At 68.6% G+C, this 17,959-nt stretch carries 6 protein-coding genes; all 6 read right to left on the bottom strand.

Annotated elements, in window-relative coordinates; translation table 11 throughout:
• Positions 1-6: 6 nt before the first annotated feature.
• Positions 7-450, bottom strand: coding sequence for a type II secretion system major pseudopilin GspG (gene gspG / locus ABH900_RS13545; RefSeq protein WP_429623463.1), 444 nt, complete (start codon positions 448-450; stop codon positions 7-9).
• 49 nt (positions 451-499) lie between these two features.
• Positions 500-1,720: a type II secretion system protein XpsF gene (gene xpsF / locus ABH900_RS13540; protein WP_429623462.1), complete on the bottom strand. Its 1,221-nt coding sequence runs from the start codon at positions 1,718-1,720 to the stop codon at positions 500-502.
• Positions 1,721-1,744: 24 nt separating this feature from the next.
• Positions 1,745-3,466, bottom strand: coding sequence for a type II secretion system ATPase GspE (gene gspE, locus ABH900_RS13535; protein ID WP_429623461.1), 1,722 nt, complete (start codon positions 3,464-3,466; stop codon positions 1,745-1,747).
• A 145-nt stretch (positions 3,467-3,611) separates the two neighbouring features.
• A complete protein-coding gene (locus ABH900_RS13530; protein ID WP_429623459.1) occupies positions 3,612-5,465 on the bottom strand; it encodes a S8 family peptidase in 1,854 nt (617 codons plus the stop codon).
• Between the two features lie 157 nt (positions 5,466-5,622).
• Positions 5,623-12,822, bottom strand: a complete 7,200-nt coding sequence (locus ABH900_RS13525; RefSeq protein WP_429623458.1) for an ESPR-type extended signal peptide-containing protein — start codon at positions 12,820-12,822, stop codon at positions 5,623-5,625.
• Between the two features lie 439 nt (positions 12,823-13,261).
• Positions 13,262-17,146 (bottom strand): phosphoribosylformylglycinamidine synthase, encoded by a 3,885-nt coding sequence (purL, locus tag ABH900_RS13520; RefSeq protein WP_429623456.1) that lies wholly within the window; start codon positions 17,144-17,146, stop codon positions 13,262-13,264.
• Between the last annotated feature and the right edge of the window lie 813 nt (positions 17,147-17,959).

Genomic DNA, 17,959 nt, shown 5'->3' with positions numbered 1-17,959 from the left:
GCCCGGTTACGGCTGGTAGCGGATGTCAGCGTCGACGCTGCTGCCGCCGGCCTTGCCATCCTTGCCCAGGCTGACCAGCTCATATGGCTGCCCTTCGCCCGGCGCGCGGTATTCCAGCGCGTGGCCCCACGGGTCGTTCAGGTCGGCCGACTTGGCATACGGGCCGAGCCAGCCGCCGACGCCGGCCGGCGCGGTCACCAGGTCATTGAGCGTGCCGGGCAGCTTGCCGGTGTCGATCTGGTAATTGTCGATCTTGGACGCGACGGTCTGCACCTGCGCCTTGGCGATGTTGGCCTTGCCACGGTCGGCACCGCCCAGCACGCGGCTGGCCACCAGGGTCAACACCGCACCGATCAGCACGATGACGATGATGATTTCCAGCAGGCTCATGCCCGACTGGTTGCGCGCGGCGGTGAAGGAAAGGCGGATCGGTCGACGGGAAGCAATCATGGACGTTCCTTTCTGTTGCACAGTGTCGGGGTTGCGGGGCATTCCATCGTCAACCGATGGCATTGGTCAGGTCGTACAGCGGCACCAGCACGGCAATGATCACCGCACCGACCACCGAGGCCAGCACCAGGGTAATCGCCGGCACCATCGCCGCCAGCAGGCGATCGATGCGCCGGGCGCTGTCCTGTTCAAACGTGTCGGCGGCCTTCATCAGCATGGTATCGAGCGCACCGGATTCCTCGCCGACCTGGATCATCTGCAGGGCCAGGCGTGGGAAGCGCTTGCCGCGCGACAAGGCCAGCGACAGGCCGGCACCGTTCTTCACTTCATCCGTGGCGGCTTCGACGTCGGCCGCCAACGCGCGGTTGCCGAGCACGTTGCGGGCGATGCCCAGTGCCCCCAGCAGCGGCACGCCATTGCGCAGCAACGTGCCCAGCGTGCGCGCAAGCCGCGCGGTTTCCAGTTCGCCAACGAGGCGGCCGATGCCGCGCCGCTGCAGCAGCCAGCCATCCAACGCCAGCCGGAACGCCGGTTGCCGCGCCTTGCGTTCGAAGAACAGGGCTACCACGGCCGGAACCACCAGCAGCAGGATCCACCAGTCCCGCACGAACAGGCCCAGCTGCAGCACCGCGTTGGTGAACCAGGGCAGCGCGACATCCAGGCTCTCATACATCTGCGCGAACTGCGGCACCACATAGCCGAGCAGGAACAGCAGCGCACCGCCGACCACCACCAGCAGGATCGCCGGATAGACCAGCGCGTTGATCACCTTGCCCTGCAGCGCGCGGCTGCGTTCAAGGTAGTCGGCCAGGCGTTGCAGGGTCTCGTGCAGGCTGCCACCGGCCTCGCCGGCACGCACCATGTTCACGTACAGGCGCGAGAACAGGCCGTGCTGGCGTTCCAGCGCAATGGACAGCGGTGCACCGCCGCGCACCACGTCGCGGATGTCGGTGATCGCACGCCGCGAGCGTTCGTCCTCTGGCAGGCCGAGCAGGATGGACAACGCCCGGTCCAGCGGCTGGCCGGCGCTGAGCAGGGTCGCCAGCTGCTGGGTGAACTGCAACAGTGCCGCGCCTTGCAGCGGACGCTGCTGCAGCAGGTTGCGCCAGCTGCTGCCACCGATCGCGCCGGCATCGGCCAGCTGCGTCTCCATCGGCAGGTGGCCCTGGTCCTGCAGGCGAGCGATCAGTTCGGCCTCGCTGGCCGCTTCCATCTGCCCGTCGAAAATCTCGCCGTGCGGATTGAGGGCCTTGTAGCGATAGTTCGGCATGTCAGCCCCGGCGTCCTGCACGCATCAGCTTTCCTCGGTCACGCGCAGCACTTCCTCGATGGTGGTCTGGCCGCTGAGCGCCTTGGCCAAGCCATCCTCGTACATGGTGCGCATGCCTGCTTCGCGTGCGATGCGCTCGATCTCGCCCATGCCGTCGCGGCGCATCACCGCGCGCCGCAGTGCATCGTTCATCACCATGAATTCCATGATGGTGGTGCGGCCCAGGTATCCGGTCGGCGCCAGCGCCGAGGGCTTCGGCCGGAACAGGTGAATAGGCCCTTCCGGCTGCAGGCGGCGCAGTTCGAACCGCTCGATCTCCTCCGGCGAGGCGGCATAGCGCTCGGCGTGGGTCGGTTCCAGCCGGCGCACCAGGCGCTGGGCCAGGATGCCGTTGATGGTGGACGTCAGCAGGTAATCCTCCACCCCCATGTCGAGCAGGCGGGTGATGCCGCCGGCGGCATTGTTGGTATGCAGGGTGGACAGCACCAGGTGGCCGGTCAGCGCCGACTGGATCGCGATGCGCGCGGTTTCCAGGTCGCGCATTTCGCCGATCATGATGATGTCCGGGTCCTGGCGGACGATGCTGCGCAGGGCATTGGCAAAGTCCAGACCGATCTGCGGCTTGGCCTGGATCTGGTTGATGCCCTCGATCTGGTACTCGACAGGGTCCTCGACGGTGATGATCTTGACGTCGGCGGTGTTGAGCTGGCTCAGTGCGGTGTACAGCGTGGTGGTCTTGCCCGAACCGGTCGGGCCGGTCACCAGCAGAATGCCGTGCGGCTGCTCCAGCACCTTGCGGAACTGCGGCAGGAAGGCATCGGTGAAACCGAGCCGGTGGAAATCGAACACCACCGTTTCGCGATCGAGCAGGCGCATCACCACGCTCTCGCCATGCGCGGTGGGCACGGTGCTCACGCGAAGGTCCAGCTCCTTGCCCTGCACGCGCAGCATGATGCGACCGTCCTGCGGCAGGCGGCGTTCGGCGATGTTGAGCCGGGCCATGATCTTGATGCGGCTGATCACCGCGGCGGTCAGATTGGCCGGCGGGCTCTCGCCTTCCACCAGCACGCCATCGACGCGGTAACGCACCTTCAGGCGGCTCTCGAACGGTTCGACGTGGATGTCCGAAGCACGCAGCTCCACCGCGCGCTGGATCACCAGGTTGACCAGGCGGATCACCGGCGCTTCGGAGGCAAGATCGCGCAGATGCTCGATGTCATCGACCGCCCCGCCCTCACCATCGGCGGTTTCCACGATCGCGCCCATCGCACTGCGGCCCTGGCCGAACCAGCGTTCAACCAGATCGTCGATCTCGGCACGCATGCCCAGCACCGGCATCACCGGAACCCCCAGCGCCAGCTGCACGGCCTGCTGAGGATAGGGATCGTGGGCATCGGCCAACCACAGCCGCACGCCCTGCTCATCCAGCTCCAGCGGGCAGACATGGAACTGCTTCAGGAAGCGCAGCGACAGGGGCAGGCCCTCGGCCAGCGCCTGCGGTGGCGCCTCCGGCAGCTGCTTGCCTTCCAGCAGCGGCAGGCCCAGCACCTCGGCACTGGCCTGTGCCTGGTCGCGTTCGGACACCAGGCCCAGCCGCACCAGCAGGCCGAGCAGGCTGCCACCGGCCTCCGCATGCAGCGGGCGCGCGCGCGCCAGGTCTCCTTCCTTGAGCCGGCCACGCGCCAGCAGCGCATCCAGGATGCGGCCTTCAGCATCGTCGGTAACGGTTGCAGCGAGCGCGTTCACATGACCCTCCTGTCAATCATCCCGACTTTAGCAGTTAAGCCATGATTTCCGCCGCCTTGTAGCGAGCTTTCGCAGAAAGACGAAGCCCGTCACATGCATGTGACGGGCTTCGGCCATTCAACTACCCGACTACGACAGGGCCGGCTTACTGCGTGGCAAGAATGCTCACGCCGTTGTAGGCCGCCTCGCCTACCACCTTGATGTAGTAGGTACCGGCGATCGGCGCGGTGACCCGCACCGTTTCCGACGTACCCGGGCGCGTCGAGCGGGCGTCACTGTCGGTAGCGCTCGGCTCACGGCCCTTGGCCAGGTAGACCGACACGTTGCCGGTGCCGCCGTAGGTGATCACGCTGAGCTGCTTGCCGGCGACGGCTTCGAAGCTGTACAGGCGGCTGCTGCCGGCGCCACCGTTCAGGCCACCGACGGCGGCCTTGTTGGTCAACGGCGTGGCCACCGGCCCGCAGTTCTCGGTGCACGGCGCTTCCAGTGCCTTGGCCAGCGCGGCCTTGGCATCGACGATGCCAGTGCCGATCGGAGTGGCGGCCGGAATCGCGACCGGGAACGGGCGTGCCGTTTCCTTCAGCAGGGTGCGCATCGCGGCCGGGGTCAGTGGGTCCTTGCCCTTGGCGATCAGCGCGCTCTGCACCAGCGCAGCGACGGCAGCGACATGTGGCGACGCCATCGAGGTGCCACCCAGGCCCATGTAGCCGGGCGTACCCGATTCCGGGGTGGTGGCCGCGTTGGAGCCGGTCTGCCAGATGTAGCCACCCGGGTTGCCGTCGACGCTGCCGCCACCGCCCGGACCGGACAGGTCCACGCGGGTGCCGTAGTTGGAGTAATAGGTGATGCCACCGGTGATGCGGGTGGCACCCACGGTCACCACGCCTTCGCAGCTGGCCGGACGGTACTTGGAGGCGTTGTCGGTTTCATTGCCGGCCGCCACCACCACCGTGGTGCCACGCGAGATCGCGCCATTGATTGCATCCTGGTAGGTGCTGCCACAGGCACCGCTGCCGCCCAGGCTCATGTTGATGATTTCGGCCGGGTTGGTGTTGGCCGGGATGCCGGTCACGGTGCCACCGGATGCCCAGATCACCGCGTCGGCGATGTCGGAGAGATAGCCACCGCACTTGCCCAGCACGCGCACCGGCAGCACCTTGGCCTTGTGGGCGACGCCAGCCATGCCGATCCCGTTGTTGGTCTGCTCGGCAACCGTGCCGGCCACGTGGGTACCGTGCCAGGAGCTTTCCTCGGCCAGCGAGCCGTCATAGCACTCGTTGTCGTTCTCGACCCAATCGCCGTAGTCCTGTGCACCCGGCACGCGATCGTTGGTCGGGCGCCGCGAGGTCTCCGCATCGCTGATGAAGTCGTAGCCTTCCAGCAGGTTGCCGACCAGGTCGGGATGCTGCGGCAGGATGCCGGTATCGATCACCGCCACCACGATGCCCTCGCCCTTGGAGACATCCCATGCCGACGGTGCATTGATGCCGCCGGTGGCGTTGTACAGGTGCCACTGGTACTGCTGGTACAGCGGGTCGTTGGGCACCAGCGCCGGCTGTACATCGCCGGCACGCAGTTCGGTGCTGCGCAGCTTCACGTCGGCCTCGGCGTACTGCACCGCCGGATCGGCCTGCAGTTCCTTCAGCACGCGCTGCAGTTCGACAGGTGCCAGGCGGCCCTGCAGGCGGATCAGGTCGGCGCCGATGCCGAGCCGGCGCACGACCTGCGGGCCGAGCGTGCTGGCACGGGTGGTACCACCGGACAGGCTGGCGCGGCCCAGCGCCGACTGCACGGTGGACAGCTTGGCCGAACGGTCGCTCGCCGCAGCGGTGCCGGTGCGGTACTTGACGATGATGCGCTCGGTGCCCGGCTCAGCGGTGCCGGCATGCCGCACCGGTTCACGGGTCGGCAGCCCGGCGGCGTGGACGGCACCGACCGCGGTCATCGACAGCACGGCGGCGGCAAGCACATTGATGCGAAGGTTCTGCTTCTTGATCACGTCGAATTCCTCTTCTGGGTCATGGATCGAACCAACACTGCGGCCATCATTCCTTGACGACTCCCGGCCGGCCCAGCCGGGATTGCCGTGACCTCCCCCCAGGCCCTCATTGCAGGTGCGGCGCCGGCGTGGGTGGCCGCCGGCGCAATGGAGTGGCTTACCAGCCGAAGCCCGCGCCGACGCCAACCGAGCTGTCGTCGCTGCTGAAGGCACCGCCGAAGGTGACCGTGGCGCGATCGCTGATCGCACGCTGGTAACCCAGCGACAGCGCCGATTCGCCGCCCTGGAAACCGATGCCGACGCCGACCCGGTTCTGGGTGCGGATACCGGCGGCACTGGTGGCCATGTTGAGCATCGCCGCACTCATCGCGCCCTGGCGATCGATGCGACGGTCCATGTGGCGCAGGCGTCCATCGATCTCGCCCTTGAACACATCGAAGCTGTCGGCAACGGCCTTGACGCGGCTGTCGGTGTAACTGTTGGCGGTGGCCATGCCACGGTCGAGCTGGCCCTTGTTGACCGCATCGGTAGCCGTGGTGCCGGCGGCCACGTTGGTCACCTGGCGCTCGTTGCCTTCGCTGCCCACCGAGACCGTATTGGCGCGGTCGGCGACCGAGCCCTGGCCCAGTGCCACGGCATTGGCGGCAGTGGCGGTCGCGCCCTGGCCGATCGCGGTGGACGAGGCACCGCTGGCAACCGCACCGTCACCCATGGCGACCGCGTTGAAGCCTGTCGCCGGGGTGCCGACCGGAATGCCCGCACCACCGGCGCTGGCGACGGTCGGCGTGCCCTGCACACGTGCGCCGCTTGCCGAAGCAGTGGCCGGTACCGCATCGGCGGCATCGGCAGGTGCCAATGCGTCGGCAAGGCTGGCCGGCGTCTCATCCAGCGAGGCACTCATCGCACGCAGGCTGGCGCCGCTGGCACGCGTGCCACTGGCGGTGCGCCGGTCGATCTCGCTGACCTTGCGGTCGAGCGCACCGAGCGCATCACCAACGTTGCGGTAGGTGGCGCCCTGGATCACGTAGTTCGGCGCCACGAACACGCCCTGCATACCAACGCCGGCGCCGCCACCAAGGAAGCTGGCGGCATCGCTGAGCGACTGGAACAGCTGGCCACCATTGATCGCCTGGCGGCTGCCGGCGGCGATGTTGCCGGCGCCGACGTTGTCGATGGTGGTGCCCTGGAAGCCGGACAGGGTCAGGCGGTCTCGGCTGGCGTCGTCGTAGCCGACCGCACTGGCCGCGGTGGTCTCGACTGTGGCGATGCGCGAATCGAAATCGCCGACTCGGGTTTCCACCGCACCCACGCGCTGGTTGGTGACGTTGAGCTGGGAGCCGGTGATCGCATCGGTACTGCCGGCAGCGATGCGGCCGTCGGCCACATTGACGATGCGCCGCGTCGCCGGGCCATCAGTGCCGTTGCCGCCGCCGACCGACACGACGTTGGCGTCGAGCGCGCGCGATCCCGCACCAAGGGCGACCGAATTGGCACCGGATGCACCGGCGCTGGTGCCCAGTGCCAGCGCACCGTTACCGATCGCCATCGCGTTGGCACCCACTGCGTTGCTGCGTGCGCCGCTGGCGCTGGCGGCCGAACCGAGAGCCACAGCATCGCTGCCGCTGGCACTGGCAGTGCCACTACCAGTGGCCTTCAGGTAGCGCGCAGTGCCATCGGCAGTCGCCGCGACCGCATCGAGCTGGCCACGGTTGACCGCATCGGTACGCTCGGTACCGGCCGCGACACGGGTGATCTGGCGGTCACTGGTGCTGCTGCCGACCGACACCGTGTTGGCACGATCAGCCACTGAGCCCGAACCCAATGCCACGCTGCCCGCAGCGCTGGCGGTGGCACTGACACCCACCGCCGTGGCATTGGCGGCGGTGGCCTTGCTGCCGTAGCCGACCGCGGTGCCGAGGCGACCACTGGCATCGGCGTAGCTGCCGATGGCCGAGGCGCCGTCGGCGGAAGCACTGGCGCGGAAGCCGCTGGCCTGCGACTGCGTACCGCTGGCCGTAGCCTGCGCACCGCTGGCGGTGCTGTAGGCACCCTTGGCCTGGGCGCCGGCGCCGCTGGCGCTGGCACCGAGCTCGCTGGCGCTGGCACCACTGCCGACGGCCACGCTGTCGACACCACTGGCCTGTGCGCCGTTGCCCAGCGCCGCCGCGTTGGTGCCGGTGGCCAACGCATCGAAGCCGACCGCAGTGGCATTGGCGGCCATCGCGTTGGCCCCGCTGCCCAGCGCGGTGGCACCGTTGCCGATGGCGTTGGCCGCATTGCCGGCCGCCAGCGCGTTGTCACCATCCACCAGGGCACCGGCCTCGCCATCGGCATTGCCGCTGGCCTGGAACTGGCGGCTGGTCTTGTCGGCGACACTGGCGACCGCATCCAGCTGGCCCTTGTTCACTGCATCGGTGGCTTCGCTGCCGGCGGCAACATGAGTGACCTGGCGTTCGCCACCGGCGTTGCCGACCGCGACGGTGTTGTCACGGTCGGCCTTGGAACCCGCACCGAGGGCGACGCTGTTGCCGCCGTTGGCGGTGGCGTTGGCGCCCAGAGCCGTGGCGTTGCTGCCGGCGGCCCACGAATTCCAGCCGATCGCCGTGGCGTAGTCTTCGGTCGCCCACGCGCCCGCACCGAAAGCGGCCGCACCGGTGCCACTGGCACGCGACGGGATCAGGCCGAAGAAGGTGCTGCCACCGATGGCGACGCTCTCGGCGCCACTGGCCTCGCTGGACTGGCCCACCGCGACGGCGCCGGTGCCGGCTGCAGCGGCACCAAAGCCCACTGCAGTGGTGTTGGCACCACTGGCCGCCGAGCCGTAGCCAAGTGCGGTGCCGAGGCGGCCGCTGGCTTCGGCATAGCCGCCAACGGCAGTGGTGCCATCGGCAGATGCGGCACTGCGGAAGCCGCTGGCCAGTGCCTGCGTGCCACTGGCATTGGATTCGGTGCCGGTTGCGGTGCTGTAGGCACCGCTGGCCTGGGCACGCGCGCCCACCGCACTGGCGCCGAGCTCGCTGGCGCTGGCGCCGGTGCCGAGCGCAAGGCTGTCTTCACCGGTGGCCTGTGCGGTGCTGCCCAGTGCCGCGGCGTTGCTGCCGGTGGCCAGTGCATCGATGCCGACGGCGGTGGCATTGGCCGCCAACGCATTGGCGCCACTGCCGAGTGCGGTGGCACCGTTGCCGATGGCGTTGGCCGCATCACCAGCCGCCAGCGCGTTGTCGCCCTCGACCAGGGCGCCGGTTTCACCGTCGGCATTGCCACTGGCCTGGAACTGCTTGCTGGTCTTCGCCGCAGCGGCAGCGACCGCATCGAGCTGGTTCCTGTTGACCGCGTCAGTGCCCTGCGTGCCGTCGGCCACGTTGGTGATCTGGCGGGTGTTGCCACCACCACCGACCGATACGGTGTTGTCACGGTCGGCGATCGAATCCGCACCCAGTGCCACGCTGTTGGCGCCACGCGATTCAGCCGCATTGCCCAACGCGGTGCTGTTGATGCCTCCCGACCACGCGCCACCACCGACCGCGGTGGAGTAGTTGCCCGAGGCCTCGGTGGCCAGCACACCGAACAGCGAGCCACCCACGGCCACGCTGTTGGTGCCGGTGGCCAGGCTGCCCTGCCCGGTGGCCGTGCTGTAGGCACCGGAGGCTTCCGAGTCGCCACCCAGCGCTACGCTGTTGGAACCGGAGGCATTGGCGAAGTTGCCGAAGGCGGTCGCATTGAAGGCTGATGCCTGCGCGTAGCCACCGATGGCGGTGCTGTAGCCGCCGGTGGCTTCGGCACCGATGCCGAACGCCGCCGATGCGGTGCCGCTGGCGATGCTCTCGCTGCCCACCGCGGTCGCACCACTGCCACTGGCATTGCTGAAATAGCCCACCGCCACGGCTTCCTCACCGGAGGCTTCGGACAGTGCGCCGCTGGCCGTGCTGCCTGCGCCGCTGGCAATACTGGCCGCACCGAACGCGGCACTCTGCTCGCCGCTGGCTTCGCTTTCCGCACCGTGCGCAGTGGCGTATTCGCCGGTAGCCTGTGCATTGGCGCCCACCGCGCTGGCATTGGCGGCCGTCGCCAGTGCATTGAAGCCCACGGCCTGTGCATTGTTGGCAAGCGCATTGGCCCCGCTGCCCAGTGCAGTGGCACCGTTGCCGATGGCATTGGCCGCATCACCGGCGGCCAGCGCGTTGTCGCCGTCCACCAGTGCACCGGCCACGTCGTCGCCGTTGCCGCTGGCCTGGAAGAAGCGGCTGGTGTTTGCCGCCGTGCTGGCGACGGCATCCAGCTGTGCCTTGTTCACCGCATCGGTGGCCTGGGTACCGGCGGCGACGTTGGTGACCTGGCGTTCGTTGCCGGCGCTGCCCACCGACACGCTGCGCGCACGGCTGGCGACCGATCCGGCACCCAGTGCGACCGCGTTGCTGGCGCTGGCGTTGCTGCCGGCACCGAGTGCAATCGCGCTTTCACCGCCGGCCACCGTGTTGGTGCCGATGGCGATGCTGTTGAGGCTGTTGCCCAGCGCCTGGAAGCCCAGCGCCACGCTGTTGTCGCCATAACCGAACGCACCGCGGCCGACGGCGGTGGAACTGGCACCGTTGGCCCAGCTGTTGTAGCCGATGGAGGTGGCACCGCTGCCACTGGCCCAGGCGGCGTTGCCGAACGCCGACGCATTGGTCGCCGTGGCCCACGCGCCGGAACCGAACGCGCTGGCGCCGCTGGCCGTAGCCCAGCTGTAACCGCCCACGGCGGTGCTGTCATCACTGCTGGCAAAGGCGCTGTCGCCAACCGCGACCGCATAGCTGCCGGTCGCACGCGACTTCCCGCCTGCGGCCACGCTGTTGTCACCGCTAGCCCTGGCGGCATTGCCGAAGGCGTTGCTGGCGGCACCGGTGGCCTGCGCGCCACTGCCGACCGCGGTGGCATCGGCCACGGCGGTGGTACCTACCTGCTGTGCCTTGCCATCAGCGCCGATGATCGGCTGGTTGTATTCGTCATAGGCCTGGCCGAGGCCACCGATGGCAACGCCGCCGTTGCCAGTGGCGTTGCTGTTGCGCCCCACCGCCACGGCGTCGTCACCGATGGCCGACGCCGCTGCGCCCTGCGCAACCGCACCGGCACCGATCGCATTGCTCGACGAACCCGCCGCGATGGCGCCCTCGCCCTCGGCCAGCGCACCGGCATCACTGCCCGCTTCCGGCTGCGCCTGGAAGAACCGCGCGGTGCCGTCGGCGGTGCTGGCCACGGCGTCCAGCTGCGCCTTGTTCACCGCATCAGTGGCTTCGCTGCCTGCAGCAACGCTGGTGATCTGCCGCTCATGTCCGGCACTGCCGACGGCTACGCTGTTGGCGCGCACCGCTTCGGAGTTCGCACCCAGGGCGACGCTGTTGGCACCGCGTGCGGTGGCGTAGTAGCCAACGGCGGTGCTCTGCGCGCCACTGGCCCAGGTCTGTGCACCCAGCGCACTGGCGTTCTCACCCGGTGCATAAGCGAAGTAACCGACGGCGGTGGATTCCGCGCCCGAGGCCTCGGTCAGGCTGCCGTTGGCCACCGCGTGGCTGCCACTGGCAATCGCGCCGGCGCCCACGGCGGTGGCCGCTTCGCCACTGGCCTGGGTCTGCACGAAGAAGCCCAGGCCCGGAATCAGATCGGCCGGGCCGCCGATGGCCACACTGCTGGTCCCGGTGGCGTTGCTCTGCGTACCCAGGGCGGTGGAGTAGTCACCGATGGCATTGGCTACCGCGCCGAACGCGGAGGACTGCGCACCGGCGGCGTACGCGCCCACGCCGTAAGCCGAGGCGGCGAAGCCACCGGCATCGGCACTGGCGCCCACGGCGGTGCCGCCGATGCCGGCGCTGGTGGCGCCGGTTTCCACCGGCACGCCGCCGGTGGTGATCAGCGGATTGCCATCGGCATCCACGGCCGCACCACCTACCGCGACGCTGCCCGGGCCGTTGGCCTGTGCGTTGTTGCCAAATGCCGCGCTGTTCTGGCCAGACGCCAACGCGTTGTTGCCGACGGCGGTGGCGTTCTGCGCAACGGCAGTGGCACCGGCGCCGACCGCCGTGGTGCCGTTGCCGATCGCGTTGGCTGCCTCGCCCGCTGCCAGGGCATCGTCGCCGTCGGCCAGTGCGCCGGCATCGCTGTTGCGGCTGCCGGTGGCCTGGAAACGCTTGGCGGTGGCATCGGCCACCGCGGCAACACCCTTCAGCTGGCCGACGTTGGCCGCGTCGGTATCTTCGGTACCGGCGGCGACGCTGGTGATCTGGCGGGTCAGGCCGTACTCGGCGGCACCGACGGACACGGTGTCGACCCGGTCCGCGAGCGAGCCGGCGCCCAGCGCCACGCTGCCGGTAGCGACCGCAGCGGCGTTGGAACCCAGCGCCGTGCTGTATTCACCGACCGCCGTGCTGAACGCACCGACGGCGATCGAGGCTTCGTTGGCGGCAGTGGCGCCACGGCCCAGCGCGGTACTGCCCGGGCCCATCGCCACAGCGCCACCACCGACCGCGGTAGCACCATCGGCGGTCGCTTCGGACAGTGCCCCCAGCGCGGTGGCCGCGCCGTTCTCGCTGGCGGCGGTCGCGCTGGCACCCACTGCGGTATCACCGAGGCCGAACGCAGCCGCGCTCTGCCCGACCACGACGCTGGCATCGCCGAGCGCCAGGGCACCCTGGCCGAAGGCACTGGCACCCAGACCAGCGGCAATGGCCTGGGTACCAATGGCCGTAGTGGCGTTGGCCAGCGACTGTGCACCGGCACCGGCCGCTACGGCGCCCTGCCCGTCGATCTTCGCCGCATCGCTGTCATTGCCAGCGCCATCGGCCTTGAAATAGCGGCTTCCCTCTGCGGCCACGTTGGCCAGCGCGGCCTGCGTGGCGCGCGCCTGCGCATCCAACTGTGCCTTGTTCACCGCATCGGTAGCCTGGGTACCGGCGCCCACGTTGGTGATCTGCCGTTCCTTGCCGGTATCGCCAACCGACACGGTGTTCGCGCGCGCCGCCTTGGAGCCGGCGCCGAGCGCCACGCTGTTGGCTGCGCTGGCATTGCTGTTGCTGCCGATCGCCACAGCATTACTACCCTTGGCGCTGGCCGTGCCCTCGATCAGGCACTTTTCCAGAAGCTTGCCGCTGAATGCCACGCAGGTGGCACTGCCGCCGATCTGCACCGACTGTGCTGCAGCGCTGCCTGCCATACCCAATCCCAGTATCAGGCCCAGGGCCACGGCCAACGTCGCTGGCGCTGCCTGCGTGGCGTCGCGACGCTGGTCGACAACGCCACCGTCGCTGTTGGAAGAGGCCAGTTCCGAGGCCACCACCAACTGACCCAATGCTTTGTTCCAGACCTTGCGATAAATCCGATTCATCGGTACGGCTCCTGATTGGACTGGTTTTGGGCAAAGCAACGCCACCGCCGGGCCTTCTGGCCCAACGTCCCCTGGGGGCGTTTATTCGCGTGATTTACTGCGGGGTGTTGCCGAAGGGCGCGCAGCGACAGAAAACCGAGCGCGTGCGCCAAGCGGTTACTGCGGAATGAATGGTTCTGAAACGGGGTTCAAGTGTTAACGGCAACTTTGCAGATCGTCAAGACTTTGACACGGCAAATCCTATTGCCGTGAAGCAGTTCACTATTTCACCTGTTTATAAAAGGATTTTGTTAGCCATGCGTGACGAACGGCTGGCGCATGAAAATCGATGTAACTAGCGGGCGGTACAGGAGTTTCAATCGCGCAAAGAAAAACCCGCCGACAAAGCGGCGGGTTTCTCCATACGCGGTGGCATTGGCGCCTGCGCGGAACGATGCGATCAGCCGCACCACACCCGTGCGTTGCGGAACATGCGCATCCACGGCGAATCACCCTGCCAGTCAGCCGGGGCCCAGCTCATGTTGAGAGCACGCGGCGTACGCTCCGGGTGCGGCATCATGATGGTGACGCGGCCATCGCTGCTGGTCAGGCCAGTGATGCCATCCGGCGAACCGTTCGGGTTCAACGGGTACTGGCTGGCCACGTTGCCGTGGCCATCGATGTAGCGCAGCGAGACGCGGGCCGCAGCCTGATCGACCGCGTTGTCGAACACGGCCTGGCCTTCGCCATGCGCCACCGCCACCTGCAGGCGCGAACCGGCCATGCCACGCAGCAGGATCGACGGCGATTCCACCACCTCCAGCAGTGCGGTGCGGGCCTCGAACTGCTCGCTGGCATTGCGGCGGAACTGCGGCCAGTGCTCCGCACCCGGGATGATGTTCTTCAGCTGGCTCATCATCTGGCAGCCGTTGCACACGCCCAGGGCGAAGCTGTCCTCGCGCGCGAAGAACGCCGCGAAGGCATCCCGCAGCGCGCTGCGCTCCAGGATCGAGGTCGCCCAGCCGCGGCCGGCACCGAGCACGTCGCCGTAGCTGAAGCCACCACAGGCAACCAGGCCGGTGAAGTCCTGCAGGGCCACGCGACCTTCGATCAGGTCGCTCATGTGCACGTCGAAGGCGCGGAAGCCGGCACGTTCGAAGATGTTCGCCATCTCGATCTGGCCGTTGACGCCCTGTTCGCGCAGCACCGCCACGCGCGGACGCGCACCGGTGCTGATGAACGGCGCCGCCACATCCTCGTTGAGATCGAAGCTGAGCTTCGGCTTCAGGCCCGATGCGTTGAAGGCACGGGCGATCTCGCGTTCGGCATCGGCATTGGCCGGGTTGTCGCGGCGCTTCTGCATGGCGTGGGTGACCGACCACCAGGCATCGAACAGCGCTTCCCAGCGCCACTCGGCCAGATTCTCGCCACCCAGCGACACGCGCACCACCGGCGCAGTGGTCGGCTTGGCAATGCGCTGCGCGCATTCGGTCAGTGCATGACGCTCGACCAGGTCGGCGAACGCGGCGCGGTCTTCGCGCGCGATCTGCACCACCGCCCCCAGCTCTTCATTGAACAGGCTACGGAACGGATCGTCGCCCCAGGCATCGAGGGTGATGTCCAGGCCCAGGCGCGAGGTGAAGGCCATTTCGCACAGCGCGGCGAAGGCACCGCCGTCGCTGCGGTCATGGTACGCACGCAGCAGGCCGGCCTGGCGCGCATCGCGGATCAGCTCGAAGAAACCGCGCAGGCGCTGCGGGTCGTCCAGGTCCGGCGCAGCGCCGGCGAAGGCCGGCAGGTCGCCGTGGTCGGCGTGCACCTGGGCCAGGATCGAACCGCCCAGGCGCTGCTTGCCGGCGCCGAGGCCGATCAGCCACAGCTCACTCTCCACTTCGCGGTCCAGCAGCGGAGTCAGCTGCTGGCGCACGTCGGCCACCGGCGCGAACGCGGTGATCACCAGCGACACCGGGGAAACGCTCTTGTGCGCTTCGCCCTGGTCGTGCCACTGCGCCTGCATCGACAGCGAGTCCTTGCCCACCGGAATGCTGATGTCCAGCTGCGGGCACAGTTCCATGCCCACCGCCTTCACCGCGTCGTACAGCAGCGCGTCTTCGCCCGGGTGACCAGCGGCGGCCATCCAGTTGGCCGACAGCTTGATCTCGTCCAGCGCATCGACCGGGGCCGCGCACAGGTTGGTCAGCGCCTCGCCCACCGCCATGCGCGCCGAAGCGGCAGCATCGAGCAGCGCCAGCGGGGTACGCTCGCCGATCGACATCGCTTCGCCGGCCACGCCATCGAAATCGGCCAGCGTGATCGCGACATCGGACACCGGCAGCTGCCATGGGCCGACCATCTGTTCGCGTGCGGTCAGGCCGCCGACGCTGCGGTCACCGATGGTGACCAGGAAGTTCTTCGATGCCACCGTCGGGTGCGCAAGCACGCGCAGGCCCGCGTCCTGCAGATCCAGCCCGCCGGTCCTCAGCGCCGGCCAGCGTGGTGCCGGCGGATGGGCGGTGTCGCGGTGCATCTTCGGCGGCTTGCCGAACAGCACGTCCATCGGCAGGTCGATCGGCGCATCGGCCGGGATGTTGCCCGGCACGGCGCCATAGGCCACCACCAGGTGCTCCTCAGCGGTCGCCACACCAACTGCGGCGAACGGGCAACGCTCGCGGGCGCACAGCGCGGCGAACTCGGCCAGGCGCTCCTGGGCCACGCCCAGCACGTAGCGCTCCTGCGACTCATTGCACCACAGCTGCATCGGCGACAGCGACGGGTCATCGGTAGGCACCTTGCCCAGGTCGATGACGCCGCCCACGCTGGAGTCATGCAGCAATTCCGGGATCGCGTTGGACAGGCCGCCGGCGCCGACGTCGTGGAAGAACTTGATCGGGTTGTCGGCCCCCATCGCCACGCAGCGGTCGATGACCTCCTGGCAGCGGCGCTCCATTTCCGGGTTGTCGCGCTGCACGCTGGCGAAGTCCAGGTCCTCGGCGCTTTCGCCCGAGGCCACCGAACTGGCGGCACCGCCGCCGAGGCCGATCAGCATCGCCGGGCCACCCAGCACGATCACCGCGTCGCCGTCCTGCAGCAGGATCTTGTCGACCTGCACGCGGTCAATCGCGCCGAGGCCACCGGCCAGCATGATCGGCTTGTCGTAGGCGCGGACCAGATCGGCGCCTTCGGGCAGCTCGAAACTGCGGAAGTAGCCAAGCAGGTTCGGGCGGCCGAACTCGTTGTTGAATGCGGCGCCGCCGAGCGGGCCATCGGTCATGATCTCCAGCGCCGGCGCCATGCGCGGGTTCAGCGCGCGCGGTGCTTCCCACGGCTGCGGCAGTTCAGGGATACGCAGGTGCGAGACCGAGAAACCGGTCAGGCCGGCCTTCGGCTTGCCGCCGCGACCGGTCGCGCCCTCATCGCGGATCTCACCGCCGGCACCGGTGGAGGCACCGGGGAACGGTGCGATCGCGGTCGGGTGGTTATGCGTTTCCACCTTGATCTGGAACGCGCTGGGCACCTGCGGTTCACCGCGGTACTCGCCGCTGGCCGGGTCCGGGCGGTAGCGCGAGGCCGGATGGCCTTCGATCACCGCCGCATTGTCGCTGTACGCGCTGAGCGTGTGCTGCGGGGTCTGCTGGTGGGTGTTCTTGATCATCCGGAACAGCGAGCGGTCCTGTTCCTGGCCGTCGATGGTCCAGCTGGCGTTGAAGATCTTGTGCCGGCAGTGCTCGGAATTGGCCTGCGCGAACATCATCAGTTCCACATCCGACGGCGAGCGGCCCAGCGCGGTGAAACGCTCGCGCAGGTAGTCGATCTCGTCCTGCGCCATGGCCAGGCCGAGGCGCTGGTTGGCAGCCTCCAGCTGGTCCACCGGCACGCGTTCCAGTTCGCCGCGGGCCGGCGCAGAGAACAGCGCCTGGCCCTGCTCCACGGTCTCCAGCACCGACTGTGTCATCGGGTCGTGCAGCGCCTTGACCAACGCCTGCTGGGCAGCGGCATCGGCCGGCCAGCCCTGCACGTCGATACGCAGGCCACGCTCGACCCGGCTCACCGGCTGGCCGGCACCGCGGACCAGTTCGGTGGCCTTGCTCGACCACGGCGACAGCGTGCCCAAGCGCGGCACCACGATGCGGCTGACCGCGCCGTCGGGCACGGCTTCGGCCTGCGGCGCAGCCTCGAGGATGCGGCACAGGGTGGTCAGGTCGGGGGCGGCGGCACCTTCGGTCTGCACGAAGTAGACGTGCCAGGCACCGCTGATGCGCAGGGAGGGAGCGATGGACTGCAGGCGGGATTCAAGACGTTCGCGGCGGAACGGCGACAGGGCGGGCGCGCCCTCGAGGACCATCATGTCCGGGGAACCGTAGTTGGGAAACGGGCCCGATATTGTACCGGAAGCGGGGATGGGGCTTTGGCCGGGCGGCGCCCGGCACCCGCCGAAGCCAGGGCAACGGCAACGGCCAAAGCAACAGCCAAAGCAAAGGCGGGCATTCCGTAGGCTGGCGGGGCGGCGGGGGCCAGCAGGACACGCCGTAAACCCATCCCTGGGGGCTCGATGGCGCCATCCATGGCGCCAACGGTCCTGCTGGCCCCCACCACCCCGCCTTCGACAGATCTCCGCGATCTGCGGTAGATCCACGCCATGCGTGAATGCTTCCCGGTAGTGCCGGCCGCTGGCCGGCAACCAGGGAAATTTCAGAAGTCAGGCATTGAAGAGCGAAGCGACCGGCTTTTGCTTTTGATTTTTTGTTCTGTCTTTCGTGGCTGGCCGCGCAGGAACCTGTCAGGGGCCGGGTGGGTGGGGTCAGGCGGGGTGTCCGCGGCATGGATGCCGCGGCCAAGCCCCCAGGGACGGGTTCACGGCGTCCCCGCCTGACCCCACCCACCCGGCCAAACATCAGAACCCCGCTGTACGCGAGCCACCCCAGCCACGAGGGGGCTCCGCCGATGGCCGCCGACCGCGCGCAGCGCCGCTCTCCGACCGAATCCCGGAACCATGCGCTTGCTCACGGATTGACCACACAATTGATGACAACGTTGTCCCCACCTGGTGTCGGACTCTCTCCCCGGCCTCCCAGGTACCCCGTCCGCCCCCTCCGTCGCCTTCCCGGGCGACGCCCGGACCTGCGTCACGCGCGGCGCCATCGGGGCCCGCGCGCCCTTT

It is taken from the genome of Stenotrophomonas sp. AN71 (assembly GCF_050435725.1).
Lineage (GTDB): Bacteria > Pseudomonadota > Gammaproteobacteria > Xanthomonadales > Xanthomonadaceae > Stenotrophomonas.
This window is presented reverse-complemented; position numbering and strand designations above follow the sequence as displayed.

Bases quoted from the DNA above. Each gene is read 5' to 3' on its own strand.
- gspG (WP_429623463.1), bottom strand. From the start codon at position 450: ATGATTGCTTCCCGTCGACCGATCCGCCTTTCCTTCACCGCCGCGCGC.
- xpsF (WP_429623462.1), bottom strand. From the start codon at position 1,720: ATGCCGAACTATCGCTACAAGGCCCTCAATCCGCACGGCGAGATTTTC.
- ABH900_RS13525 (WP_429623458.1), bottom strand. From the start codon at position 12,822: ATGAATCGGATTTATCGCAAGGTCTGGAACAAAGCATTGGGTCAGTTG.
- purL (WP_429623456.1), bottom strand. From the start codon at position 17,146: ATGATGGTCCTCGAGGGCGCGCCCGCCCTGTCGCCGTTCCGCCGCGAA.